Origin of the sequence: Cupriavidus campinensis, assembly GCF_905397395.1 — a bacterium.
In the GTDB taxonomy this organism is placed as follows: domain Bacteria; phylum Pseudomonadota; class Gammaproteobacteria; order Burkholderiales; family Burkholderiaceae; genus Cupriavidus; species Cupriavidus campinensis.
Genome location: NZ_CAJPVH010000006.1, coordinates 100,475 through 123,355, shown reverse-complemented (window position 1 = coordinate 123,355; position 22,881 = coordinate 100,475). Strand labels below are relative to the sequence as shown.

Here is a 22,881-nt window from a genome sequence, read left to right as displayed (position 1 = left end):
CGACGGGAACGGGCATCGGCATGGGGTGGAGCGCCGGAGCGGGATGGCAAATGCGGGGTCGGCGAGTGCGGCAAATCGTCGCAATGCTGCTGATGCTGTGCGCCTACCTGCTGCTCGGGCACGTGGCCCATGCCGCGACCGAGGAGGATTTCCTGCCGCCAGAGAAGGCGTTCCAGTTCGCGGCGAAACAGTTGGACCCGCAGACGATCGAAGTCCGCTTTGATGTGGCGGACGGCTACTACATGTACCGTGAGCGATTTGCGTTCGCCACCCAGCCGGCCACGGTCAAGCTCGGGCCGCCGGCGTTGCCGCAAGGTCAGGTCCATTTCGACGAGAACTTCGGCAAGAACATGGAGACCTATCGTGGCAGCGTGGTGGTGCGCGTGCCCGTGATCCAGGCCCCTGGCGATGGCCGTTGGTCCCTGGTGGTGACCTCGCAGGGCTGCGCGGACAAGGGGCTCTGCTATCCGCCGATGGAGAGCATCTACAAGGTGGGCGGGTCGGTGCTCGGCAACCTGTTCGGCGACCGTGCGACCCCCGCGCCTGCAACGCAGGCGCCTGCAGCGCCCGAACCACCTGCCGCATCCGCCCCAATGCCGCAGGAAACAACCGGGGCCGCCGTCGCGCTGCGGGACGACAACGATCGGATCGCCGGGGCGCTGGCTAGCCGCAACCTCGGTCTCATCGCCGCGCTGTTCTTCGGACTGGGCCTGCTGCTGACCTTCACGCCGTGCGTGCTGCCCATGGTGCCGATCCTGTCGTCGATCGTCGTAGGCGAGCATGTGACGCGCGGCCGGGCGCTGCTGGTCTCGCTGGCCTACGTGCTGGGGATGGCGGTGGTCTACACTGCCGTGGGCGTGGCGGCCGGCCTCGCCGGGGAAGGGCTTTCCGCCGCGCTGCAGAACCCGTGGGTGCTGAGCGCATTCGCTGCGCTGATGGTGGCCCTGGCCCTGTCGATGTTCGGCCTCTATGAACTGCAATTGCCCCAGCGCTGGCAGACGAGGCTTGCTGCATCGTCCAACCAGCGCCGGAGTGGGCAGATCTTCGGGGCGGCGGCCATGGGGGCGATCTCGGCCCTGATCGTCGGCCCGTGCGTCACCGCGCCGCTGGCCGGTGCGTTGGCCTACATCGCCCAGACCGGCGACGCGTTCACCGGCGGTGCAGCGTTGTTTGCGATGGCCATTGGCATGGGGGTGCCCCTCGTGCTGGTGGGCGTGGGCGCTGGCAACCTGTTGCCCCGCGCGGGCAAGTGGATGGAAGCTACCAAGCGCTTTTTCGGATTTCTGCTACTTGGCGTCGCGCTCTGGATGGTGACGCCCGTGGCGCCCGTATGGGCCGTGATGGCTGCCTGGGCCGCCTTGTTGATCGTGGCGGCGGTCTACCTGGGGGCCTTCGATGCGCTGGGCCCTGATCCGCGTGGGCTGATGCGGCTGGGCAAGGGCCTTGGCCTTCTGGCCGCGCTGGCGGGCGCTATTCAACTGGTGGGGCTTGCGTCGGGCGGGCGTGACCCGCTGCAGCCGTTGTCTCATCTTGGGCTGGTGAGCGCTGGTGCCGCGTCGCAGGTGCGTGCGGATCACATTCGCTTCGAGCGCATCCGGTCGGTGGCGGAACTCGACGCCCGCGTGGCGCAGGCAGCCGCCAGCGGCCGGCCGGTGTTGCTAGACTTCTATGCCGACTGGTGCGTGAGTTGCAAGGAAATGGAGAAACTGACGTTTCCCGATGCGAAGGTGCGCGCCCGGCTTGCCGACGTTGTCCTGTTGCAGGCTGACGTCACCGCCAACAATGCCGACGACCGCGCGCTGTTGAAGCGCTTCGGGCTGTTCGGGCCCCCCGGCATCATCCTGTTCGGCCCTGACGGGCGCGAGCGCCCCGTTCGCGTGATCGGTTATCAATCGGCCACACGCTTCCTGGATAGCCTCGAACGCGCGCTCGGCCCCAAGACGCGTACCTGAACCCGCGTCAGCGGTCCAGCCAGCGACCAATCGCCCAGATCGCGCCGATGGTGGCCACCACGCCGCCCATCAGGCCGATCGACCACCAGAACCCATTCGCTTCCCGCAGCCACGGCATCCGGTCGAAATTCATGCCGAACACGCCGGTAATCAGGGTCAGCGGCATGAACAGCGCGGTGATGACGGTGAGCGTGCGCATGGTGCGATTGGTCCGGTGGGCCACCGCCGAGAAGTGGATCTGCACCGCCGACTCGATCGAGTCCTCCAGCCGCCGCGCGTGGGCCAGCACGCGCAGGATGTGCTCCATCAGGTCCGCGATGCGGACCAGCAGGACCTCATCCCGGCCTGCCACCACGGTGCCTTCGCTCCCGTCGGCGGCTTGGGGATCATTGTTGCTGTAGCGATTGTCGAGCAGGCTGTCGCGGAACTCCTGCAGCGCGTCGCGTTGCTCCTCGCTCAGGTGCTCGAGCCGGCGCAATTGGATCCGCGCGTCGAGCAGGCCCTCCCAACTCGAAAAATTCTTCTGCGTGCTGAGCAGGGCGCGTTGCCAGCGGTCCAGCTGGCGAGTGAGTGGCGCGCGCAGGTCGAGGTAGCGGTCCACCATCGCATTGAGCAGCCGCAGCATCAGGTCCTCGGGGCGCGTGGGCGGCCGCACGCCGTGCACGAGCGGCGTCTGGCCATTGGCGCGCGCGGAGGCGGGGCGCGGGGCGCCGCATAGTTCGAGCAGCCGCTGCCGGACCTGATCGACGGTTCTGGAGGGCCCGGGGCGCACCGTCACCAGCACGCTGTCGAAGACGAAGAAGGTCACGGGCTGGGTGTCGATGCGGGCTAGCGCCGGCAGGAAGCCGGCCGGATACTTGCGTGCGGGCTTCTGCGACGTGCTGGCCGGTGCTACGGGCACAGCCGCCACAGGCGCGGGTGCCGCAGGCGAGCCCGCCACGGGAGCGATCCCCGCCGCCGGCTCGACCGAGGCCCCGGGCGTACTCACCGCTGCGCCCGCTGCCACGCCGCTCGCGGCGTCAGCTTCCGCGAAGAGCCTGCTCGTTTCAAACGTGAGCTTCCGGAAGATCATCATGTCGTACGCATTGGTCGTGTCGAAGAACGACGGATGCGTGGGATTGATGGCATCGACCAGGTGCAGGTCGTGGATCGGCGAGCCGGTCAGGCCCGCCAGACGATCGCGCCACGCGGCTGGCGCCGGGCTGACTTCGTCGAAGAGAAAGTCGGCCCAGACAAAGCGCGCGGCGGCGTTGCCGGCCAGGAAGTCGTGGGCCTCGTCCAGCGTAGCCAGCGGATGGACCTGGCTGGCCGAGAAGCCAAGCAGTTGCATGCGCGGGGATCAGCCGGCCAGCAGCCGCGCGGCGTCTCGCGCGAAATAGGTCAGGATGCCATCGGCACCGGCCCGACGGAACGCCAGCAGCGACTCCATCATGACCTTGTCGTGGTCCAGCCAGCCGTTCTGCGCCGCCGCCTTGAGCATGGCGTACTCGCCGCTCACCTGGTAGACGTAAGTCGGGAAGCGGAACTCGTCCTTCACGCGCCGCACAATGTCCAGGTAGGGCATGCCGGGCTTCACCATGACCATGTCGGCGCCTTCCATAATGTCCTGGGCCACCTCGCGCAGCGCCTCGTCCGTGTTGGCGGGGTCCATCTGGTAGGTCATCTTGTTGCCCTTGCCCAGATTGGCCGCCGAGCCCACCGCGTCGCGGAACGGGCCGTAGAACGCCGACGCATACTTGGCCGAGTACGCCATGATGCGCGTGTGGATGTGTCCGGCGTCTTCCAGCGCCGCGCGCACGGCGCCGATGCGGCCGTCCATCATGTCCGACGGTGCGACGATGTCCACGCCGGCTTCGGCCTGCACGAGCGCCTGCTTGACGAGGATCTCCACCGTGATGTCGTTGATCACATACCCGTTGTCGTCGAGCACGCCGTCCTGGCCGTGACTGGTATACGGGTCCAGCGCCACGTCGGTCAGCACCCCCAGCTCGGGGAAGCGGTCCTTCAGCGCCCGCACCGCACGCGGCACCAGGCCTTCGGGGCGCGTCGCCTCGATGCCATCCGGGGTCTTGATCGACGGATCGATCACAGGGAACAGCGCGATTACCGGAATGCCGAGCTTCACGCAGTCCTCGGCGATGGGCAGCAGGAGGTCCACCGACACGCGCTCCACGCCGGGCATCGACGCCACTTGCTGGCGCTGGTTCTGCCCTTCCAGGATGAAGACCGGATAGATCAGGTTGTCGGGCGAGAGACGATTCTCACGCATCAGACGGCGCGAAAAATCGTCGCGACGCATGCGGCGGGGGCGGTACTCGGGGAAAGTGGACATGTCGGGATCGAGGCAGATAACTGGACGAAAGCGGGACGAAAGCGGGACGAAAGCGGGACGAAAGCGGGACGAAAGCGGGACGAATGCGCGGGGCGCATCACCGCGAAACCCCGCGGCCGGCCATCTCGATCGCGCGCCGAAAGAAAAACTAAACTTTTGTGCCTGCCCGCTATCATACTCGCGGACACCTTGTGTTGCTTCGCGCAGCGCGGATGTCCCCCGCTACTCCTCCCTGAGCGGGTACCCGCCCTGAACCGGTGGGAAAGTTCGTCCCCGTTGCTTGCAACGGGGCTTTTTTTTGCCGGTTCGATGGAGAGCGATTCAGGCGGCGGGCGCCTCCGGGGCCACCGGCGGCTGGGCCTCGGGCAAGGACAGCCATCCGGCCACCACGCGCTGGGCTTCCTCGATGCCGCGACGCTTGAGGCTCGAGAACAGCTGGGCGCTCATCGGCGGCGGATTGTTCATCTGGGCCGAGTATTCGGCCAGGATGCGGCGCGTCTCGCGCAGCGCATTGGCGTTTTCGTTGTTCGTCAGCTTGTCGGCCTTGGTCAGCAGCACGTGGATCGGCCGCCCCGTGGGCAGGAACCACTCCACCATCTGGCAGTCGAGGTCCGTGAAGGGGCGGCGTGCGTCCATCATCAGCACCAGGCCGGCCAGTTGCTGGCGTGTCTGCACGTAGTCGGACAGCAGGCCCTGCCAGTGGAACTTGGCCGAACCGGACACCTCGGCGTAGCCATAGCCGGGCAGGTCGACGAGGAAGGCCAGCGGGTCCGGCGCCTTCACCGGCGCCACCGAGAAATAGTTGATGTGCTGCGTGCGGCCGGGCGTGCGCGAGGAGAACGCGAGCCGCTTCTGGTTGCACAGGATGTTGATGGCCGTGGACTTGCCGGCGTTGGAGCGGCCGGCGAAGGCCACCTCGGGCACGGCCGTGGCGGGCAGGTCGCGGAGGTGGTTGACGGTAATAAAGAAGCGAGCCTGGTGTAGGAGCGACATGCGGGCGGTGCGTTGAAGCACGGTGAGGCGTTGAGGCGGACGAGCGCGCGCGCCGTGGGCGCGCGGGCGGTTTGCTCGCGCCGCGGGAAGGAGAGCCGGGACGGCTGGTGCGCCGGAGCCACACGGGCAGGGCCAAGACCTGAGCCAAGTCAATCCGGAAAGCGATTTATTGTACAATAACCCGGTTTACGGTCTCCTGAGCGGGTGACGTGTGGCATCCTTGCGGGTTGTAGTGCAGGGTGCCCTGTCCGGTCCGGGGCACCTTCGTGTATCCGGTTCCATCGTGGTCGGATGCACGATGCTCAGGCTCTTGCAATAAGGCGCGTCCTCACCGCCAGCAGGGGCAGATCGGCATGCATTACGGTGTTCATAACAATTCTGACAAGGTGTGCGAATGAACCGCATTGCGAAACTTCTGGGAGTCATGGCGCTGGCTGTTCCGGCTGCCGCGATGACAGGGCTGGCATCTGCCGCAGAGCAGGCCGCCGCCAAGGCTGATCCCGCCAAGGGCGAAACGCTGTATACCCAGGGCGCGCCCGATCGCAATGTTCCCGCATGTCTTTCCTGCCACGGCGCCGCCGGCAATAGCGGCGCGGCCGCCAATCCCAAGCTGGCAGGCCAGCAGGCCGAGTACACTCACAAGCAGCTCGCCGATTTCAAGGCCAAGACACGTTCCAACGCCATCATGACGCCGTATGCGTCCGCCCTGAGCGACCAGGAAATGAAGGACGTCGGCGCGTACCTGGCCAAGCAGCAGCTGAAGCCGGCCACGGCCAAGAACAAGGAAACGATCGAGGCTGGTCAGAAGATCTACCGCGGCGGTATCGCAGCCAAGGGCGTGCCCGCGTGCGCGGCCTGCCATGGCCCGACCGGCGCCGGCATTCCGGCCCAATACCCGCGCATCGGCGGTCAGTACTCCGAGTACACCGAAGCGCAACTGGTGGCGTTCCGCCAGGGCACCCGCAAGAATAATTCGGTCATGAGCACGATCACAGCCAGGATGTCGGATGCCGAGATCAAGGCCGTGGCGGATTACGTCGCTGGCGTCCGTTAAAGTCGTACCGGCCCGCGCGCCGCGGCACCTCCAGGGGTGAACCGGACGCGCGGGCAACAATCGAAGAGGGTGGCCTGCTTGCAAGCGGGACCACCCTTTTTTCATGTTTTGCGACATCAGCCGCATGCTGCACCGGCATTACCCAGAAACCTGTCACCGCCCATGTCCACCCCATCCACTTCAGGGCTGCACCTGAAGACCCCTCACCGCGTGCTGCGCGACGGCGTGGAATTGCTGTCCTCGATGCGCTTCGCCATCACGCTGCTAACGGTGATCGCCATCGCCAGCATCATCGGCACGGTGCTCAAGCAGAACGAGCCGTATCCGAACTACGTCAACCAGTTCGGGCCGTTCTGGGCGGACCTGTTCCACGCGCTGTCGCTCCAGAAGGTCTACAGTTCCTGGTGGTTCCTGCTGATCCTGGCTTTCCTCGTGATATCCACGTCCCTGTGCATCACCCGCAACGGCCCGCGGATGATTGCCGACATGCGCTCGTGGAAGGATCATGTGCGCGAACGCAGCCTGCGCGCGTTCCACCATCGTGCCGAGTACGAGGCCCCGCGCAGCCGTGACGAGGCGGTGGACCGGCTGACCGCACTGCTGCGCAACCGTGGCTACCGCGTGAAGCCGGTGGCGCACGAGGGCGCCACGCTCCTGGCGGCCAAGGCCGGGGCGGCGAACAAGCTCGGCTACATCCTGGCGCACACGGCCATCGTGGTGATCTGCATTGGCGGCCTGCTCGATGGCGACATGCTGATTCGCGCCCAGATGTGGTTCGGCGGCAAGAGCCCGATCGACGGCAACGCCATCATCAGCGAGATTCCGGCCAAGCACCGGCTGTCGGCGAGCAATCCCGGGTTCCGGGGCAATGCCTTCGTGCCCGAGGGCGCCACGGTGTCCACAGCCATCCTGAACATTGCCGACGGCGCGCTGGTCCAGGACCTGCCGTTCACGATCACGCTCAAGAAATTCTCGGTGGATTACTACACCACGGGCATGCCTAAGCTGTTCGCCTCGGACGTGGTGGTGACGGACCGCGCCACGGGCAAGCAGACCGAGGCGACGATCAAGGTCAATGAGCCGCTGATCGTCGATGGCGTGGCAATCTACCAGTCGAGCTTCGAGGATGGCGGCTCCAAGCTCAAGTTCGTGGGCTATCCAATGTCGGGCGCCGCGCACGGCACCTTCGCGCTGGCCGGCACGGTTGGCGGCAATGCCAAGCTGGCCGGCACCGGTACCGGGGCGGACCAGGATGATCTGACCGTCGAATTCAGCGATTTCCGACTGATGAACATCGAGAACGTCACCGATGCCTCGGGCAAGCCCGATGCCCGTGGCGTGGCGCGCAAGTCGCTGAACCAGACGCTCGAGCAGCATCTGGGCGCGGCGGCCAGCACGGACAAGGACAAGACGCTGCGCAACGTCGGCCCGTCGGTGCAATACAAGCTCCGTGACCGTACCGGCCAGGCGCGCGAATACAACAACTATATGGTGCCGGTGCAGCTGGAGGGCCAGTCGGTGTTCCTGGCGGGCATGCGGGAGTCGCCGAGCGAGGCGTTCCGCTACCTGCGCATTCCGGCCGACGACCAGAACAGCGTGGCCGACTGGATGCGCCTGCGTGCCGCGCTGCAGGACAGCGCGATGCGTGGCGAGGCCGCGCGCCGCTTTGCGGCCATCTCGATGCCCGGCGCCGACAAGGACACGCTGCGCAAGCAACTCGCCGAGAGCGCCCAGCGCGCAATGGACCTGTTCGCCGGCGCCACGCGCAGCGCGCCCGATGCGCCGCCTGGCGGCTTTACCGCCATCGCCGCGTTCCTCGAAAAGTCCGTGCCGCCCGCCGAGCAACAGAAGGCGGCCGATGTGCTGCTGAGGATTCTCAATGGCTCGATGTGGGAATTGTGGCAACTGTCACGCGAACGCGACGACCTGCCGGCGATCGCCAACGATGCGAAAAGCGGCGCCTTCCTGCAGCAGGCCATCAACACGCTGTCGGACAGTTTCTTCTACGGCGCGCCGGTTTTCTTGCAGCTTGACGACTTCCAGCAAATCAAGGCCAGCGTGTTCCAGATGACGCGTGCGCCGGGCAAAAACATCGTGTATCTTGGCTGTTTGCTACTGGTTCTTGGCGTTTTTGCGATGTTCTACATCCGCGAGCGGCGCGTGTGGATCTGGATCAAGGACAGTGCCGCGCAGGGGCCGGACAGTGCGGCGCAGCAGGCCGCCAGTCATGTGCTGATGGCCATGTCGACGCAGCGCCGGACGATGGATTTCGAGAAGGAGTTCACGGCATTGCGCGACGACATCGGGCGCGCAGCCGGCGCCGGGCCATCGCCGGAGACGCACCCGTCAGCCGATCCGTCGGTACATTGATGCGCATCGATCACTGGGATTCACGGCATCAATGCCCGGTGATATGCAGGTGCGATCGATATAGTACATATGCATAACTCCCAAAAGCGCAGGAAATAGAGCAGGAATGTCATGTCGTCCAATGTCAACCACGCCAACCCGGGCCTGAGCCCGTCGCGCGCCAGCACTAACGCCGCCAATGTCGCCAACGCCACGATGGCGATGGACGCGTCCGAGGCCTACCTCGAACCCTCGTTCCTGCGCCGGCTGGGCTGGCTCGACTGGGCCTTCGCACTGTTGCTGGTGGTGGGCGCGGGGTTTGCGCTCACCCGCTACGGCGCCTGGATGAATGTGTACGACAAGGCCGTGCTGGTGGCCGCCGTGCCCACCTTCGCGCTGCTTGGCTGGCACTGGAAGCCGGTGCGGCCGCTGATGGTCGGCATGGCCGTGCTGGCGCTGTTCGCGATCCAGCTCTATCAGGGCAACCTTGCCCGCGCCGAGCAGGCCTTCTTCCTCAAGTACTTCCTGTCGAGCCAGTCGGCCATCCTGTGGATGAGCGCGCTGGTCTTCCTGTCCACGCTGTTCTACTGGATTGGCTTCACGGCGCGGTCCGATACCGGGTCGAGCCTCGGCAGCAAGCTGCTGTGGGCAGCCGTGGTACTCGGCTTCACTGGCTTGCTGGTGCGCTGGTACGAGTCCTACCTGCTCGGCGCGGACATCGGCCATATTCCCATCTCGAACCTGTACGAAGTCTTCGTCCTGTTCACATTGATCACCTCGCTGTTCTACCTCTATTACGAAAGCCACTACGCCACGCGCGCGATGGGGCCGTTCGTGATGCTGGTGGTGTCGGCGGCGGTGGGCTTCCTGCTCTGGTACACGGTCAGCCGCAATGCGCAGGAGATTCAGCCGCTGGTGCCGGCGCTGCAAAGCTGGTGGATGAAGATCCACGTGCCGGCCAACTTCATCGGCTACGGCACGTTCGCGCTGGCTGCGATGGTATCGGTGGCGTACCTGCTCAAGGAGCGCGGGATCCTGTCTGAGCGGCTGCCTTCGCTGGAGCTGCTCGACGATGTCATGTACAAGGCCATCGCGGTCGGCTTCGCGTTCTTCACCATCGCCACGATTCTGGGCGCGCTCTGGGCCGCCGAGGCCTGGGGTGGGTACTGGAGCTGGGATCCGAAGGAGACCTGGGCGCTGATCGTCTGGCTCAACTACGCGGCGTGGCTGCATATGCGCCTGATGAAGGGCCTGCGCGGCACGGTGGCGTCGTGGTGGGCGCTGGTCGGACTGCTGGTGACGACCTTCGCGTTCCTGGGCGTCAACATGTTCCTCTCGGGTCTGCACAGCTACGGCGAACTCTGACCCGACATTCCCGGTTGGATCGACAAAGGCCCGCTCTCCGTAGCGGGCCTTTTTCTTTGCGGCTCGCCCACAAACATGACGTATTCGTCTCTTGTTGGCGTCTGCACCACATTTTTTTAACTTTTCGGGAATAAACGGATCACATCAGGTGTTTACTGAGGAAGTACGGCGTCGACTGGCGGCGCCGCCTGGAGAAAAGGAGACCCAATGATGACCACTCATCGTCACACCGCTGCATCGCTGCTGCGTCCCGCCCTGCTGGCCGTGGCTTCCGCGTCCGTCGTGCTGCTGGGCGCGTGTTCCAGCATGGGCATGGGCGGCGGCAGCATGCCTCCGACCGTCAAGGTGACGAACGGCGCGCTGACCGATCCGCAGGGCCTGACGCTGTACACGTTCGACCGCGACCCGGCGAACGGCGGCAAGAGTGTCTGTAATGCCACGTGTGCGACCAACTGGCCGCCGCTGCTTGCGGAACCGGGCACCAGCGGCTCGGGCAATTACACCATCATCACGCGTGACGACGGCACCCGCCAGTGGGCCTACAAGGGCATGCCGCTGTACCGCTTCGCCAAGGACGCCAAGGCTGGCGACCGTACCGGCGACAACCTCAACAACGTTTGGCACGTGGCCAAGCCCTGACCGTCCACGCATGGCTCCCCGGGCCACGTCCGGGGAGATGTCGGGCGGCAAACGGTGGGGAAATAGTTGTCAGGTTTCCCCGCACCATCCGACCAAGCCCCATGTCCAACAGAACATGCGGCCATCAGGAACGCTCCCATCATGTTGATCCCTTCCCCCAAATGGCTTCGTGGTGACGATATCGCCACGTCCGAGATTACCCCGCGCCATATTTTCGAATCGCGTCGTCGCCTGCTCGCGCTGGCCGCCGCCGGCGCCGCAGGCAGCGCGCTGACACCGTGGTTCGCGCGGGAGGCGTTCGCACAGGCCGGCCCGGGCAAGGGCCAGCGCCTGGCGGCCACGCCGAACAACAGCTACGTGATCACCGAGAAGCGCACGCCTTACGAGGACGTGACGACGTACAACAATTTCTACGAGTTCGGCACGGACAAGTCCGATCCAGCCCGCAATGCCGGCACGCTGCGGCCCCGGCCGTGGCAGGTGTCGGTGGAAGGGCTGGTCAAGCAGCCGAAGGTCTACGACATCGACGAACTCGTGAAGCTCGCCCCGCAGGAGGAGCGCGTCTACCGGCTGCGCTGCGTGGAGGGGTGGTCGATGGTGATTCCGTGGATCGGCTATCCGCTCGCCGAACTGATCCGTCGCGTGGAGCCGCTTCCCGGGGCGAAGTTCGTCCAGTTCATTACGCTGGCTGACAAGAAGCAGATGCCCGGTATCAGTAGCTCCGTGCTCGACTGGCCGTATAGCGAAGGGCTGCGCATGGACGAGGCGATGCACCCGCTGGCGCTGCTCACCTTCGGCCTGTACGGCGAGGTGCTGCCGAACCAGAACGGCGCGCCGGTGCGCATGGTGCTGCCGTGGAAGTACGGCTTCAAGAGCGCCAAGTCCATCGTCAAGATCCGCTTCCTGGACAAGCAGCCGCCCACCAGCTGGAACCTGGCCGCACCGAACGAGTATGGCTTCTATTCGAATGTGAACCCGGACGTCGATCACCCGCGCTGGAGCCAGGCCACCGAGCGGCGCATCGGCGAAGAGAAGGGCGGCGGCGGGTTCTCCGCGCTGTTCGCACCCAAGCGCAAGACGCTGCCGTTCAACGGCTACGGGGCGCAGGTGGCGTCGCTGTATCAGGGCATGGATCTGAAGAAGAACTTCTGATGGCGGAGCCGGACATGATCGCGAATCAAGCCACGGTGTCACGCGCGCCGCCCGCGCCACGCGCCGGCGGGCTGGCGACGCTGTCGCCTTCGGGCGTGCGCGCCATCAAGGTGTTGGCGTGGATCCTGGCGCTGCTACCGTTCGCCCGGTTGCTCTACCTCGGCGCCACGGCGCAGTTCGGCGCCAATCCGCTCGAATTCGTCACGCGATCCACCGGAACCTGGACGCTGGTCATGCTCTGCGCCACGCTGGCCATCACGCCGCTGCGCCGCTTCACGGGGTGGAACTGGCTGATCAAACTGCGGCGCATGCTCGGGCTGTTCGCGTTCTTCTACGCCGTGCAGCACTTCCTGCTGTGGCTGGGCGTGGATCGTGGGTTCGACGTCGCGTACATGATCAAGGACATTGCAGAACGTCCATTTATCACGGTGGGGTTTGCCGCGTTCGTGCTGTTGGTGCCGCTGGCGGCCACATCGACCAACGGCATGGTCAAGCGGCTCGGCGGCAAGCGGTGGCAGGCGCTGCACAAGGCGGTCTATGCGATCGCCGTGCTCGGCATCCTGCATTTCTGGTGGCACAAGGCGGGCAAGAACGACTTCAGCGAAGTATCGATCTACGCCGCCGTGGTGTTCGTGCTGCTGGGCCTGCGGATGTGGTGGTGGGCGCGCAAGCGCGCCGCGTAGCGAGTACTGCGCCCCCCCGCCGTGGGGAGAGGGGCGCCGCCGGATCAGCCCTTGAGCAGGTGCTCGCCCTTGAACAGGTCGGCCGGCAGTTCGCGCTCGCGCACCAGGTGCACGGCGTCGCCGTCGACCATCACCTCGGCGGCGCGGCCCCGGGTGTTGTAGTTGGAACTCATCACAAAGCCATAGGCGCCGGCAGACATCACCGCCAGCAGGTCCCCCGGCTGCACGGCCAGCGCGCGGTCGCGGCCGAGCCAGTCGCCCGATTCGCACACCGGGCCTACCACGTCATAGGTCACGGGCGCGTCGGCGTGCGGCGCCACGGGTTCGATCCGGTGGTAGGCCTCGTACATCGCCGGGCGGGCCAGGTCGTTCATCGCCGCATCGACGATGCAGAAGTTCTTGGCCGCGCCGGGCTTCAGGAATTCCACCTGCGTCAGCAGCGCGCCGGCGTTACCCACCAGCGAGCGGCCGGGCTCGAACAGCACCTCGCGGTGGCCGTGGCCACGGGCGGCCACGCGGTCCAGCAGCGTGGTGGCGAAGCCGGTGATGTCCGGCGGGGTTTCGTCGGCATAGGTAATGCCCAGGCCACCGCCCACGTCGATATGGTCCAGGCGGATGCCTTCGCGCTCGAGCGCTTCCACCACGTCGAGCACCTTGTCGAGCGCTTCCAGATAGGGCGCCACTTCCGTGATCTGCGAGCCGATATGGCAGTCGATGCCGACCACTTCGAGGTGCGGCAGTGCAGCCGCGGCGCGGTAGGTCGGCAGTACGTCCTCGAACGCCACGCCGAACTTGTTGCCCTTGAGACCCGTTGAGATATAGGGGTGCGTCTTGGCATCCACGTCCGGATTGATCCGCAGCGACACGCGCGCGCGCTTGCCCAGCCGGCCGGCCACGGCGTTCAGCCGGTCCAGTTCGGGGATCGATTCGACGTTGAAGCCGCGTACGTCGTGCGCCAGCGCCAGCGCCATGTCGGCCTCGCTCTTGGCCACGCCCGAGAACACCACCTTGCGCGGGTCGCCGCCGGCGGCCAGCACGCGCAGCAGTTCGCCGCCGGACACGATGTCGAAACCGGCGCCCAACTGGGCGAAAACCTGCAGCACCGCCAGGTTCGAGTTGGCCTTCACGGCGAATTGCACATGCGCGTTGCGGCCCTTGCAGGCGGCGGCGTAGGCCTGGTAGGCCGTGGTCAGTGCGGCGCGCGAGTAGACGTAGGTCGGCGTGCCGAACTCGGCCGCGATACGGGCCAGCGGCACTTGTTCGACAGCCAGGGCGCCGTCGCGGCGGGTAAAGAAATCAGTCATGTTCAGCGTGCGGAGGGGCGAGGCGCCCGGGTTACTTCGTCGAATTCGTGGTCGTGGCCGGTTCGGCGGGAACCGGCGCGCTGGTGGCGGGTTCGCCCATCGGCCGTGCCGGCGCCACGGCGCCTGCCTGGCCCAGACCCGGATCGGGCACGGTGGGCGGGGTCGGGGCGGGCGGTACCCGGGGCATGGTCAACGGGCCGCGAACGCCGCATCCGGCCAGGGTCATCACGAGTGTGGCGGCAAACGCCGATACAATCGCACCACGACGCAGCTTCGGGGAGTCCTTCATTGTCTGAATGCCTTGGATGGCTTGGGGTGACTTTCTGGATGGCTGGTGAAACGGCCCGGAATCCGCAGGAATCCGCGGCAAATCCCGACAATTTTCCATTTTTCCGCCAGCCGGATCGCGCTCCGGGACGTCTGTCCGGGCGCGCTGCCGGCGGCTTTGGAGTGTAGCATGCCCCCCCTCACCGAAAGCGAGTTCCTGGTACTGGCCGGCAAGGCCCTTGACCGGCTTGAAGCCGATATCGAAGCCGCCGCCGATGCGGCCGATGCCGATGTCGAGATCAACCGCACCGGCAATGTCATGGAGCTGGAATTCGAGGATGGCTCGAAGATCATCGTCAACAGCCAGGCGCCGATGCAGGAACTGTGGGTGGCGGCCAAGGCCGGCGGTTTCCACTTCCGCCACGACGGCGCCAAGTGGATGGACACGCGCAGCGGCGCTGAACTTTATGCGGCGCTCTCCACCTATATGAGCCAGCAGGCGGGCGCCACGCTGACGCTCGGCTGAGACCGCACCGGTCCCGGCCAACAAAAAACCGGCCACGAGGGCCGGTTTTTTGTTGGGGCGAAAATAATCGTCCGGATGCCGTTCTGGGATTCAGGCGCCGCCGAACATTTCCAGGATCTTGCGCTTCTCGGCTTCGGTATCCTGCACTGGGCGCGCGCTCTCGTCGGGTTTGCCGGGCCACGGATCGCCCAGCCCCACCGAGGCCACGCCGGCACCCGCGGCGTTCTCCTCGAGCGTCCAGTCGCCGGCCACCATCACCACGCCCTCCGGCGCCTGCCGCTCGGGGCTCTCGGGCACGCCCTTGAGCGCTTTGCTCATATAGCTGACCCAGATCGGCAGCGCCAGGCCGCCACCGGTCTCGCGCACGCCCAGGCTCTTGGGCTGGTCGTAGCCCATCCACGCAATCGCCACGAGTTTCGGTGTGTAGCCGGCGAACCAGGCATCCACGGCATCGTTCGTGGTACCGGTCTTGCCGGCCATGTCGTTGCGGCCCAGGCGCTGCTTGGCCGGGTTGGCCGTGCCGCTGCGCACCACCTCGCGCAGCATGCTGTCGGCGATGAACGCGGTGCGGGCGTCCAGCACGCGCACGGCGTCCTGGCCAGCCTTCTGCGGACGGGTCTCGGAGATCACGTTGCCGCGCGAATCCACCACGCGCTGGATCAGGTACGGGTTGACGCGATAGCCGCCGTTGGCAAACACCGAGTAGGCGCCGGCCATCTGGAGCGGCGTCACCGCGCCGGAGCCCAGCGCCATCGGCAGGTAGGCTGGGTGTTTGTCGGCCTCGAAGCCGAACCGCGTGATGTAGTCCTGCGCGTACTGCGTGCCGATGGCGCGCAGAATTCGTACGGATACGAGGTTCTTCGACTTGGCCAGCGCGCGGCGCATCGTCATCGGGCCCTCGAACTTGCCGTCATAGTTCTTCGGCTCCCAGACCTGGCCGCCGGTGTCAGGGCCGATCGTCAGTGGGGCGTCGTTGATCACCGTAGCGGGCGAGAAGCCCTTCTCCAGCGCGGCCGTGTAGATGAACGGCTTGAAGCTCGAGCCCGGCTGGCGCCAAGCCTGCGTCACGTGGTTGAACTTGTTGCGGTTGAAATCGAAGCCGCCGACCATCGCCCGGATCTCCCCATCTTCAGGATTCAACGAGACGAAGGCGGCCGCCACCTCGGGCAGCTGCGTGACGGACCACGTATTGTCCTTGGCATCCTGCGTAACGCGGATGATCGCGCCGGGGCGGATCTTGACCTTCGGCTGGGCATTGGCCGACAGCGACGGCGCGATAAACCGCAGCGCGGTGCCTTCGATCGTCGCCACCTCGCCAGAGAGCAGCGTGGCGCGCACCTGTTTCGGCGTCACGCTGGTGACCACGGCCGAGCGCAGGTCGTCGCTGCCCGGGTGCTCTACCAGGGCGTCGTCGATGGCCTGTTCGCGTTCGGACGGATTCGACGGCAGGTCGATAAATGCCTCCGGGCCGCGATAGCCGTGCTTGCGCTCGTAGGTCATGATGCCGCCGCGCACGGCGTCGTAGGCGGCATCCTGGTCGGCCTTGTTCAGCGTCGTGTAGACGTTGAGGCCGCGCGTATAGGTTTCCTCGCGATACTGTGCGTACATGAGCTGGCGCACGATTTCCGCGACATATTCGGCATGGGTGGAGAACTCGTTGCCCTCGCCACGCACCTTCAGCTCCTCGCGCACGGCCTGGTCGTACTGCTCCGGCGTGATGTAGCCGAGGTCGCGCATGCGCTGGAGGATGTACTCCTGGCGCACCTTGGCGCGGCGCGGGTTCACCACGGGGTTGTAGGCCGACGGCGCCTTCGGCAGGCCGGCCAGCATGGCGGCCTCCGCCGGCGTCACGTCCTTGATCGACTTGCCGAAGTAGACCCGCGCGGCGCTGGCGAAGCCGTAGGCGCGCTGCCCCAGGTAGATCTGGTTCATGTACAGCTCGAGGATCTGGTCCTTGGTCAGGTTCGCCTCGATCTTGTACGCCAGCAGCATCTCGTAGATCTTGCGCGTGTAGGTCTTCTCGCTCGAGAGGAAGAAGTTGCGCGCCACCTGCATGGTGATGGTGGAGGCGCCCTGCGACAGCCCGCCGCGCAGGTTGGCCAGCCCGGCGCGCAGCACGCCCACGAAGTCCACGCCGCCGTGCTCGTAGAAGCGGTCGTCCTCGATCGCGAGCACGGCCTTCTTCATGACGTCCGGGATCTCGGTGATCGGCACGAAGTTGCGGCGCTCCTCGCCGAACTCGCCGATCAGCACGTTGTCCGCCGTGTAGATCCGCAGCGGGATCTTCGGGCGGTAGTCGGTGATGGTGTCCAGCGACGGCAGGTTGGGCGCGGCCACCACCAGCGCATAGCCCACCAGCAGCGCCACGGCGACGAGCCCGGCGACAAGCAGTCCGATCAGCCCGAACATGATCCGCGCCCAGAGCGGACGGCGGACGGGAAGGGACGGCTTCTGTTGTGCTGTGGCCATAAGGGTTTACCTAATCAGAGTGCCCGGATTATATCGTCGGGGATGGGGCGCCCCCGGTGCGCCGTGCCGCAAAAGGCGCTATCGCGCTGTTACAAGATGTAATCCTGTTGAGATCAGGTTGTCACGGCGCGCAGGTCTTCGGCGCAGGGCGGGTTGGCGGGTGTTACGGAGGAGGGGGCAGCCGGGAGGCCGATCTGGCGCCAACGATGCTGTGGCGCGACGCTATGTAACGGGCCTGAGGTGGACCGTGGGATTTTGGCAACGCTTTCGCGCGGCCCGTCTGAAAAAGAAAGCGTGGTCAGATCGGCACATTGCGCGCGCCTCTGCTTTTTGTGAGAATCCACGAACATAAAAGAGCAAACGTTTCATCCAAGAAACTAACTGGCTCGCCCCATTAGAGCAGTCATGCCGTGGGCGAGTTCAAATGTCAGGGGGTCACCTTGCGACGGGGCATCTTGTCGGGTCTTCTGCGCCGGACTACGGTCGGCGTGGATATCGGGTCGTCCAGCGTCAAGGTCGTGGAGCTGTCCGTTGGGGCGGGCAAACACGACTTCAGGCTGGAAAAATGCGCCAGCGAACTGCTGGACCGCAACGCCGTTGCCGATGGCAACGTCGTCAACATCGAGGCCGTGGGCATCGCGCTGAAGCGAGCCCTTGGCAAGGCCGGTATTCGTACCAAGGACGTTGTCCTTGGCGTGCCGTCCATGCTGACGGAATCTCAGACTGTCAGTCTTCCGGACAACCTGTCCGAGGACGAACTCTATTCGCAGGTCGAATCGGAGGCGCACCGCCTCTATCCGCCTTCCCAGGCGGTGAATTTCGACTTCGCGGTGATTGGCCCCAACGAGACCGAAGGCGGGATTGGCGTGCGCGTGACGGCCGCCAACAGCGATCGCGTGCAGGAGCGGGTAACGGCGGCCGAAATGGCTGGCCTGAAGCCGCAGGTGATGGATGTCGAGGAGTACGCCGTGCAGCGCTCGGTCGTGCAGATGCTCGGCGTGCCGTCCTCCCTGACCGAGACCGACGCCAAGGATCTCCCCGTGGTCGCCGTCATCCACCTCGGTGGCAGTCGCTCCAAGGCGATCTTCTACCAGGGCTGGAAGGAACTCTACGAACAGCCCCTGAACAGCTACGGCGACCAGCTCACGCAGAGCGCCGCGCGCATGTTCACGCTGGATGCCCTCAAGGCCGAGATCAAGAAGCGCAAGAACACGCTGCCTGAGGCGTGGCGCGCGCAATTGCTCAAGCCGTCGCTGGAAGCCCTGGCGATGGAAGTGCAGGGCGCCATCGGCAACTTCGTAGCCAGTTCCAGCCTGGGCCGGGTCGACGAGATCCTGCTCTCGGGCGGACATGCCTCGCTGCTGGGGGTGCAGGCCGCCATCCAGCAGCAGACGCAGATCACTACCACGCTGGCCAATCCTTTCGCCAACATGATGACCGCAGGCAACGTCAACGAGCGCTATCTCCAGCGCGACTTGCCGGCCTACATCGTCAGTGCGGGACTGGCATTGCGCGGGCTGCAATAACCCACGGGGGGAGAAGCATGTCCACGACGACGAACACCATCCCGTCGGTCAACCTGCTGCCGTATCACGAGGCCCGCAAGGCCGCGCGGCGCAAGAAGGTCTATTCGCTCCTGGGCGGCGCGGCAGCCGCCGGCGCGGTCATCGTGCTGATCGGCGGGTTCTATATCGACTCGCAGATCGAGGCCGTGACGGCGCGCAATGCCGTGCTGCAGCAGGCCAATGCGCAGATGGACGGCCAGATTCGCGAGGTCAACACGCTCAAGAAGGATATCGAGGCCCTGCTGGACCGCCAGCGCGCCATCGAAAGCCTGCAGGCGGAGCGCAACCTGCCCGTGCAGCTGCTCGAGGAGCTGGTGCGCCAGGTGCCGGAAGGCGTCTACCTGACCAGCCTGAAGCAGACCGGCGACAGCTTTGTCATGGCAGGCGTGGCGCAGTCCAACGAGCGCGTGTCCGAACTGCTGCGCAATATCGACCAGGTGACGTGGCTCGACCGCGCCGAACTGGTGGAATCGAAGGCCGTGACGATGACCAACAACCTGCGCGAGCAGCGCCGGCTGTTTGATTTCTCGATGCGGTTCTCCTATCGCGCGCCGGAAGTGCCCGGCGACAAGAAGAAGGGCGCCGCGTCCGATGCCGCGGCCAAACCTGCAGCGGGGAAGGTCTGATCATGGCACTCAATTCGGATATTTCCTTGCAGGACATCACCGCGCAGTTCCGCGGCCTGAACCTGAACGAGCCCGAGACCTGGCCGGCCGCGCCGCGCCTGCTGTTCTCGACGCTGGCCGCCGTCATCGTGCTGGTGCTCGGCTGGCAGTTCTACTGGAGCGACAAGAACACCGAACTCGACCGCAAGCACGCGGAGCACGAGACGCTGAAGCAGTCGTTCAAGACCAAGGTGGCGCAGGTGGCCAACCTGGACGCGCTGCGCGCCCAGAAGGTGGAAGTGGAAAAGCGCGTGGCGCTGGCCGAGCGCCAGTTGCCGAACAGCACCGAGATGGATGCGCTGCTGGCCGACGTGAATCACGCCGGCGTGGCGCGCGGTCTCCAGTTCGAGCTGTTCAAGCCGCAGCCCGCCTCCATCAAGCCGTATTTCGCCGAAATTCCGGTGAACCTGAAGGTCACCGGCCGCTATCACGACGTCGCGCTGTTCAACGCGGACGTGGCGGCGCTCTCCCGGATCGTTTCGATGCGCAACCTGAACATGGCGGTGGCCAAGGACGGCACGTTGTCGATGGAAGCGCAGGCCATGGCCTACCGCGCCCTGGACCCGGACGAGCAGGCCGCCCAGCGCCGCGCCGCCGCGGACGCCGCTGCCAAGAAGGCCAAGGGAGGTGCCAAGTGAGCCGGCTGACACATCGCCCCCCGCATCGCATTGCCATGATGTCACGCACATCCCGCACGCCGCGCCGGCTGGCCGCCGCCGCCGTCGCGGTGCTCGCCGCCACCACGCTGACCGCCTGTGGCGCCAGCGAGGACGAAGGGCTGCAGCAATGGATGAGCCAGACGCGCGCCGCCAAGGCGCCGCCGCCGGAGCCGCTGCCCGAGGTCAAGCCGTACGTGCCGCGCGAGTACGGCGGGCGCACGTCGCCGGAGCCGTTCGCGCAGACCAAGATCGGTGAACTGAACAAGACGATGTCTGAGTCGCCGGAGGCCGGACGGCGACGCGAGCCGCTTGAGGAATTCCCGCTGGAAAACTTCAAGATGCTCGGCATGCTGAAAAAACACGGCGAGACCTACGGTGTCGTACGCGTAGATAACAAGATCCACCACGTCAAAGTGGGTCAGTATCTCGGCCAGAGTTATGGCCGGGTGGTCCGCATCAACGATCAAGAGATCGTGTTGCGCGAATTGGTTCGGGAAGGGGTCTCAGATTGGAAAGAGAAAATGACCAGCCTGAAGCTGGAGGCATCCGCATGATCACGGCACGATGGTACCGGGCGCTTGCGGGCGCGGCAGCGATGGCATTGGTGCTGGCCTCTCCGGCCGCACACGCTCAGACTAACCAGCTCAAGCAGGTGGAAGCCAACGTCGTTGGCGAGCAGACCGTGTTCACGGTCGACCTGCAAGGGCCGCTCGCGCAGAAGCCTGCGGACTTCACCACGCAGAATCCGGCGAAGATCGCGATCGACTTCTTCGATACGGGCTTCCCTGCCGGCCGTGCGCAGTACGAGTACGCCGGCAAGGTGCTCAAGAGCGCCAATGTGATGCAGATCGGGGACCGCACCCGCGTGGTGCTGAACCTGAGCCGTTCGGCCACGTATCGCACGGAAGTGCGCGGCAACCAGTTCGTGGTGTTGCTGGACAACGTGACGCAGACCGGCACGACGGCGGCACCGACGTTCGCGGCCAGCCCGGCGCCGGCCCAGGCGGCCAACCGCGCGGCGCTACGCAATATCGACTTCCGGCGCGGCACCGACGGTGCGGGCCGGGTGGTCGTGGACCTGTCCTCGCGCGACTCGGGCATCAATATCCAGCAGCAGGGCCAGAACCTGGTGGTGGATTTCATGGGCACCTCGCTGCCGCAGGATCTGCGCCGCCGCTTCGACGTGACGGACTTCGGCACGCCGGTGCAGGGCATGCGCGCCAGCGACACCAACGGCAACGCCCGCCTGACCATCGAGCCGCGCGGTAACTGGGAGTACAGCTCGTACCAGACCGACAACCAGTTCGTGGTGGAAGTGCGTCCGGTCAAGGACGACCCGAACAAGCTGATCGCCGGCCAGGGTTACCGGGGCGAGCGCCTGTCGCTGAACTTCCAGAACATCGACATCCGCTCGCTGCTCCAGGTGTTCGCCGACTTCACGAACCTGAACATCATCACGAGCGACACGGTGCAGGGCAACCTGACGCTGCGTCTCAAGGACGTGCCGTGGGACCAGGCGCTCCAGATCGTGATGGATTCGAAGGGGCTGGCCTCGCGCCGCAACGGCAACGTGCTGTGGGTGGCGCCCAAGGCGGAACTGGCCACCAAGGAAAAGCTCGAACTCGAGGCGGCGCAGCAGATCACCGAGCTTGAGCCGATCCGCAGCCAGGTCTACCAGCTCAACTACCAGCGGGCGGACGATGTGCGCCGCATGCTGCTGGGCCAGAGCACCGGCGGTGCGGGCGCCAGCTCGGGTGGCGTGGCCTCGGGTGGTGCGGCAGGGACGATGGGCGCGACGCGCATGCTGTCCAAGCGAGGCTCGCTGACGGCTGACCCGCGTACCAACCAGCTGTTCGTGTCGGACGTGGCGAGCAAGCTCGAGGAAGTGCAGAACTTCCTGACGAAGATCGACATCCCGGTGCGTCAGGTGATCATTGAGGCACGTATCGTCGAGGCCAGCGACACTTTCAGCCGCAACCTCGGCGTGAAGCTGGGCTTTGCCTCGCAGCGGTCGGGTGCGGGCTACGGCAACTCGTACACCAACGTGGTCAGCCCGGTCACCCAGGACGCCACGTGGGATAACGGCCCGGCCTTGAGCCTGCCGGCCGCCGCGATCAACGGCACGAACCCGGCATCGGTGGCGTTCAGCATCTTCAACGCCGGTGCGGGCCGTTTCCTGGCGCTCGAACTGTCGGCGCTGGAAGCCGACGGCAAGGGCAAGATCATCTCCAGCCCGCGCGTGGTCACCGCCAACAACATCAAGGCGCTGATCGAGCAGGGCACGGAGCTGCCGTACCAGTCCGCCACGTCGAGCGGTGCCACCTCGGTGCAGTTCCGCAAGGCCAACCTGAAGCTCGAGGTCACGCCGCAGATCACGCCGGAAGGCAACGTGCTGCTGGATGTGGACGTGAACAAGGACAGCGTGGGTATCCAGACCACCAACGGCTTCGCCATCGACACCAAGCACGTGCAGACGCAGGTGCTGGTGGAGAACGGCGGCACCGTGGTGATCGGCGGTATCTACAGCCAGGAAGAGAGCAACAACTACAACAAGGTGCCGTTCCTGGGCGATATCCCGGTGCTCGGCTACCTGTTCAAGAACAACGCCAAGGTCAACAACCGCACCGAGCTGCTGGTGTTCCTGACGCCGCGTATCCTGAACGACAATGTGTCGCTGAAATAACCGCACCGGGTGCAGTACCGGGCCCGGATGCAGTAGACTGAGAGGCCGCGTCGCTTGCCGACGCGGCCTTTTTTCATTGGCGGTGTCGTCAGGCAGCCATGGCCGGAAGCGCGCGATGCCGCGTGATGTATTGTCATCACCTGTTTTGCGAAAGTCCCGGCCGGGGCGATAATGCGAAGCCGCCAGGCACCACGCCTGCTTGACCTCGATACCCCAGTGACCGC

19 protein-coding genes are annotated in these 22,881 nt (G+C 65.7%); 13 read left to right on the top strand and 6 right to left on the bottom strand.

Translation table 11 applies throughout. The features are described 5' to 3' along the window. Window positions 1–20: 20 nt before the first annotated feature. The gene (gene dsbD, locus KHO18_RS05990; RefSeq protein WP_211942915.1) at window positions 21–1,952 is read left to right on the top strand and encodes a protein-disulfide reductase DsbD; all 1,932 of its coding nucleotides are present in this window, start codon (window positions 21–23) and stop codon (window positions 1,950–1,952) included. A gap of 7 nt (window positions 1,953–1,959) precedes the next feature. Here the strand turns inward: dsbD and KHO18_RS05985 are convergent, their stop codons facing one another. The 3 genes from KHO18_RS05985 to yihA all read right to left on the bottom strand — a co-directional run bounded on the left by KHO18_RS05985 (window position 1,960) and on the right by yihA (window position 5,277). Then, entirely contained in the window at window positions 1,960–3,282 is a 1,323-nt protein-coding gene (locus KHO18_RS05985) for a magnesium transporter CorA family protein (protein ID WP_144200340.1), read from the bottom strand. Window positions 3,283–3,291: 9 nt separating this feature from the next. Further along, on the bottom strand, window positions 3,292–4,284 hold the full coding sequence (gene hemB, locus KHO18_RS05980) for a porphobilinogen synthase (RefSeq protein WP_144200342.1): 993 nt from the start codon (window positions 4,282–4,284) through the stop codon (window positions 3,292–3,294). A gap of 321 nt (window positions 4,285–4,605) precedes the next feature. Beyond that, a complete protein-coding gene (gene yihA, locus KHO18_RS05975) occupies window positions 4,606–5,277 on the bottom strand; it encodes a ribosome biogenesis GTP-binding protein YihA/YsxC (protein WP_144200344.1) in 672 nt (223 codons plus the stop codon). A gap of 394 nt (window positions 5,278–5,671) precedes the next feature. On the opposite strand from yihA, the gene KHO18_RS05970 reads away from it, so the two are divergent. The 6 genes from KHO18_RS05970 (at window position 5,672) to msrQ (ending at window position 12,519) form a co-directional block, all read left to right on the top strand. Further along, entirely contained in the window at window positions 5,672–6,331 is a 660-nt protein-coding gene (locus KHO18_RS05970; protein ID WP_144200346.1) for a c-type cytochrome, read from the top strand. Window positions 6,332–6,493: 162 nt separating this feature from the next. Then, on the top strand, window positions 6,494–8,701 hold the full coding sequence (locus tag KHO18_RS05965; RefSeq protein ID WP_144200348.1) for a cytochrome c biogenesis protein ResB: 2,208 nt from the start codon (window positions 6,494–6,496) through the stop codon (window positions 8,699–8,701). Window positions 8,702–8,812: 111 nt separating this feature from the next. Further along, a complete protein-coding gene (ccsB, locus tag KHO18_RS05960) occupies window positions 8,813–10,045 on the top strand; it encodes a c-type cytochrome biogenesis protein CcsB (RefSeq protein WP_144200350.1) in 1,233 nt (410 codons plus the stop codon). A 210-nt stretch (window positions 10,046–10,255) separates the two neighbouring features. After that, on the top strand, window positions 10,256–10,684 hold the full coding sequence (locus KHO18_RS05955) for a COG4315 family predicted lipoprotein (protein ID WP_144200551.1): 429 nt from the start codon (window positions 10,256–10,258) through the stop codon (window positions 10,682–10,684). A gap of 141 nt (window positions 10,685–10,825) precedes the next feature. Continuing rightward, window positions 10,826–11,836 (top strand): protein-methionine-sulfoxide reductase catalytic subunit MsrP, encoded by a 1,011-nt coding sequence (gene msrP / locus KHO18_RS05950; RefSeq protein ID WP_144200352.1) that lies wholly within the window; start codon window positions 10,826–10,828, stop codon window positions 11,834–11,836. Window positions 11,837–11,850: 14 nt separating this feature from the next. Continuing rightward, a complete protein-coding gene (msrQ, locus tag KHO18_RS05945) occupies window positions 11,851–12,519 on the top strand; it encodes a protein-methionine-sulfoxide reductase heme-binding subunit MsrQ (protein WP_244844575.1) in 669 nt (222 codons plus the stop codon). Window positions 12,520–12,563: 44 nt separating this feature from the next. On the opposite strand, the gene lysA is transcribed toward msrQ, so the two are convergent. After that, window positions 12,564–13,823 (bottom strand): diaminopimelate decarboxylase, encoded by a 1,260-nt coding sequence (lysA, locus tag KHO18_RS05940; RefSeq protein ID WP_211942903.1) that lies wholly within the window; start codon window positions 13,821–13,823, stop codon window positions 12,564–12,566. A gap of 31 nt (window positions 13,824–13,854) precedes the next feature. Then, window positions 13,855–14,112, bottom strand: coding sequence for an LPS translocon maturation chaperone LptM (gene lptM, locus KHO18_RS05935; RefSeq protein ID WP_144200358.1), 258 nt, complete (start codon window positions 14,110–14,112; stop codon window positions 13,855–13,857). Between the two features lie 168 nt (window positions 14,113–14,280). Between lptM and cyaY the strand changes: the two genes are divergently transcribed. Further along, window positions 14,281–14,616: an iron donor protein CyaY gene (cyaY, locus tag KHO18_RS05930; RefSeq protein ID WP_144200360.1), complete on the top strand. Its 336-nt coding sequence runs from the start codon at window positions 14,281–14,283 to the stop codon at window positions 14,614–14,616. 90 nt (window positions 14,617–14,706) lie between these two features. Here the strand turns inward: cyaY and KHO18_RS05925 are convergent, their stop codons facing one another. Beyond that, window positions 14,707–17,085: a penicillin-binding protein 1A gene (locus tag KHO18_RS05925; RefSeq protein WP_144200362.1), complete on the bottom strand. Its 2,379-nt coding sequence runs from the start codon at window positions 17,083–17,085 to the stop codon at window positions 14,707–14,709. 455 nt (window positions 17,086–17,540) lie between these two features. On the opposite strand from KHO18_RS05925, the gene pilM reads away from it, so the two are divergent. Genes pilM through pilQ form a run of 5 tightly spaced genes read left to right on the top strand, consistent with a single transcriptional unit; the run spans window position 17,541 to window position 22,657 of the window. Further along, complete coding sequence (pilM, locus tag KHO18_RS05920) at window positions 17,541–18,611, top strand: type IV pilus assembly protein PilM (RefSeq protein WP_177219987.1); 1,071 nt, start codon at window positions 17,541–17,543, stop codon at window positions 18,609–18,611. 17 nt (window positions 18,612–18,628) lie between these two features. After that, a complete protein-coding gene (locus tag KHO18_RS05915) occupies window positions 18,629–19,276 on the top strand; it encodes a PilN domain-containing protein (protein WP_144200364.1) in 648 nt (215 codons plus the stop codon). Between the two features lie 2 nt (window positions 19,277–19,278). Next, window positions 19,279–19,953: a type IV pilus inner membrane component PilO gene (locus KHO18_RS05910; RefSeq protein WP_144200366.1), complete on the top strand. Its 675-nt coding sequence runs from the start codon at window positions 19,279–19,281 to the stop codon at window positions 19,951–19,953. A gap of 38 nt (window positions 19,954–19,991) precedes the next feature. Then, on the top strand, window positions 19,992–20,528 hold the full coding sequence (locus KHO18_RS05905; RefSeq protein ID WP_149137216.1) for a pilus assembly protein PilP: 537 nt from the start codon (window positions 19,992–19,994) through the stop codon (window positions 20,526–20,528). After that, on the top strand, window positions 20,525–22,657 hold the full coding sequence (pilQ, locus tag KHO18_RS05900) for a type IV pilus secretin PilQ (RefSeq protein WP_211942902.1): 2,133 nt from the start codon (window positions 20,525–20,527) through the stop codon (window positions 22,655–22,657). Before KHO18_RS05905 ends, pilQ begins: the two co-directional genes overlap by 4 nt. Window positions 22,658–22,881 lie beyond the last annotated feature (224 nt).

What these genes read in the sequence shown, in the direction of transcription:
- dsbD (WP_211942915.1), top strand. Translation starts at nt 21, where the DNA reads ATGGGGTGGAGCGCCGGAGCGGGATGGCAAATGCGGGGTCGGCGAGTG.
- KHO18_RS05985 (WP_144200340.1), bottom strand. Translation starts at nt 3,282, where the DNA reads ATGCAACTGCTTGGCTTCTCGGCCAGCCAGGTCCATCCGCTGGCTACG.
- hemB (WP_144200342.1), bottom strand. Translation starts at nt 4,284, where the DNA reads ATGTCCACTTTCCCCGAGTACCGCCCCCGCCGCATGCGTCGCGACGAT.
- yihA (WP_144200344.1), bottom strand. Translation starts at nt 5,277, where the DNA reads ATGTCGCTCCTACACCAGGCTCGCTTCTTTATTACCGTCAACCACCTC.
- KHO18_RS05970 (WP_144200346.1), top strand. Translation starts at nt 5,672, where the DNA reads ATGAACCGCATTGCGAAACTTCTGGGAGTCATGGCGCTGGCTGTTCCG.
- KHO18_RS05965 (WP_144200348.1), top strand. Translation starts at nt 6,494, where the DNA reads ATGTCCACCCCATCCACTTCAGGGCTGCACCTGAAGACCCCTCACCGC.
- ccsB (WP_144200350.1), top strand. Translation starts at nt 8,813, where the DNA reads ATGTCGTCCAATGTCAACCACGCCAACCCGGGCCTGAGCCCGTCGCGC.
- KHO18_RS05955 (WP_144200551.1), top strand. Translation starts at nt 10,256, where the DNA reads ATGACCACTCATCGTCACACCGCTGCATCGCTGCTGCGTCCCGCCCTG.
- msrP (WP_144200352.1), top strand. Translation starts at nt 10,826, where the DNA reads ATGTTGATCCCTTCCCCCAAATGGCTTCGTGGTGACGATATCGCCACG.
- msrQ (WP_244844575.1), top strand. Translation starts at nt 11,851, where the DNA reads ATGATCGCGAATCAAGCCACGGTGTCACGCGCGCCGCCCGCGCCACGC.
- lysA (WP_211942903.1), bottom strand. Translation starts at nt 13,823, where the DNA reads ATGACTGATTTCTTTACCCGCCGCGACGGCGCCCTGGCTGTCGAACAA.
- lptM (WP_144200358.1), bottom strand. Translation starts at nt 14,112, where the DNA reads ATGAAGGACTCCCCGAAGCTGCGTCGTGGTGCGATTGTATCGGCGTTT.
- cyaY (WP_144200360.1), top strand. Translation starts at nt 14,281, where the DNA reads ATGCCCCCCCTCACCGAAAGCGAGTTCCTGGTACTGGCCGGCAAGGCC.
- KHO18_RS05925 (WP_144200362.1), bottom strand. Translation starts at nt 17,085, where the DNA reads ATGGCCACAGCACAACAGAAGCCGTCCCTTCCCGTCCGCCGTCCGCTC.
- KHO18_RS05915 (WP_144200364.1), top strand. Translation starts at nt 18,629, where the DNA reads ATGTCCACGACGACGAACACCATCCCGTCGGTCAACCTGCTGCCGTAT.
- KHO18_RS05910 (WP_144200366.1), top strand. Translation starts at nt 19,279, where the DNA reads ATGGCACTCAATTCGGATATTTCCTTGCAGGACATCACCGCGCAGTTC.
- KHO18_RS05905 (WP_149137216.1), top strand. Translation starts at nt 19,992, where the DNA reads ATGTCACGCACATCCCGCACGCCGCGCCGGCTGGCCGCCGCCGCCGTC.
- pilQ (WP_211942902.1), top strand. Translation starts at nt 20,525, where the DNA reads ATGATCACGGCACGATGGTACCGGGCGCTTGCGGGCGCGGCAGCGATG.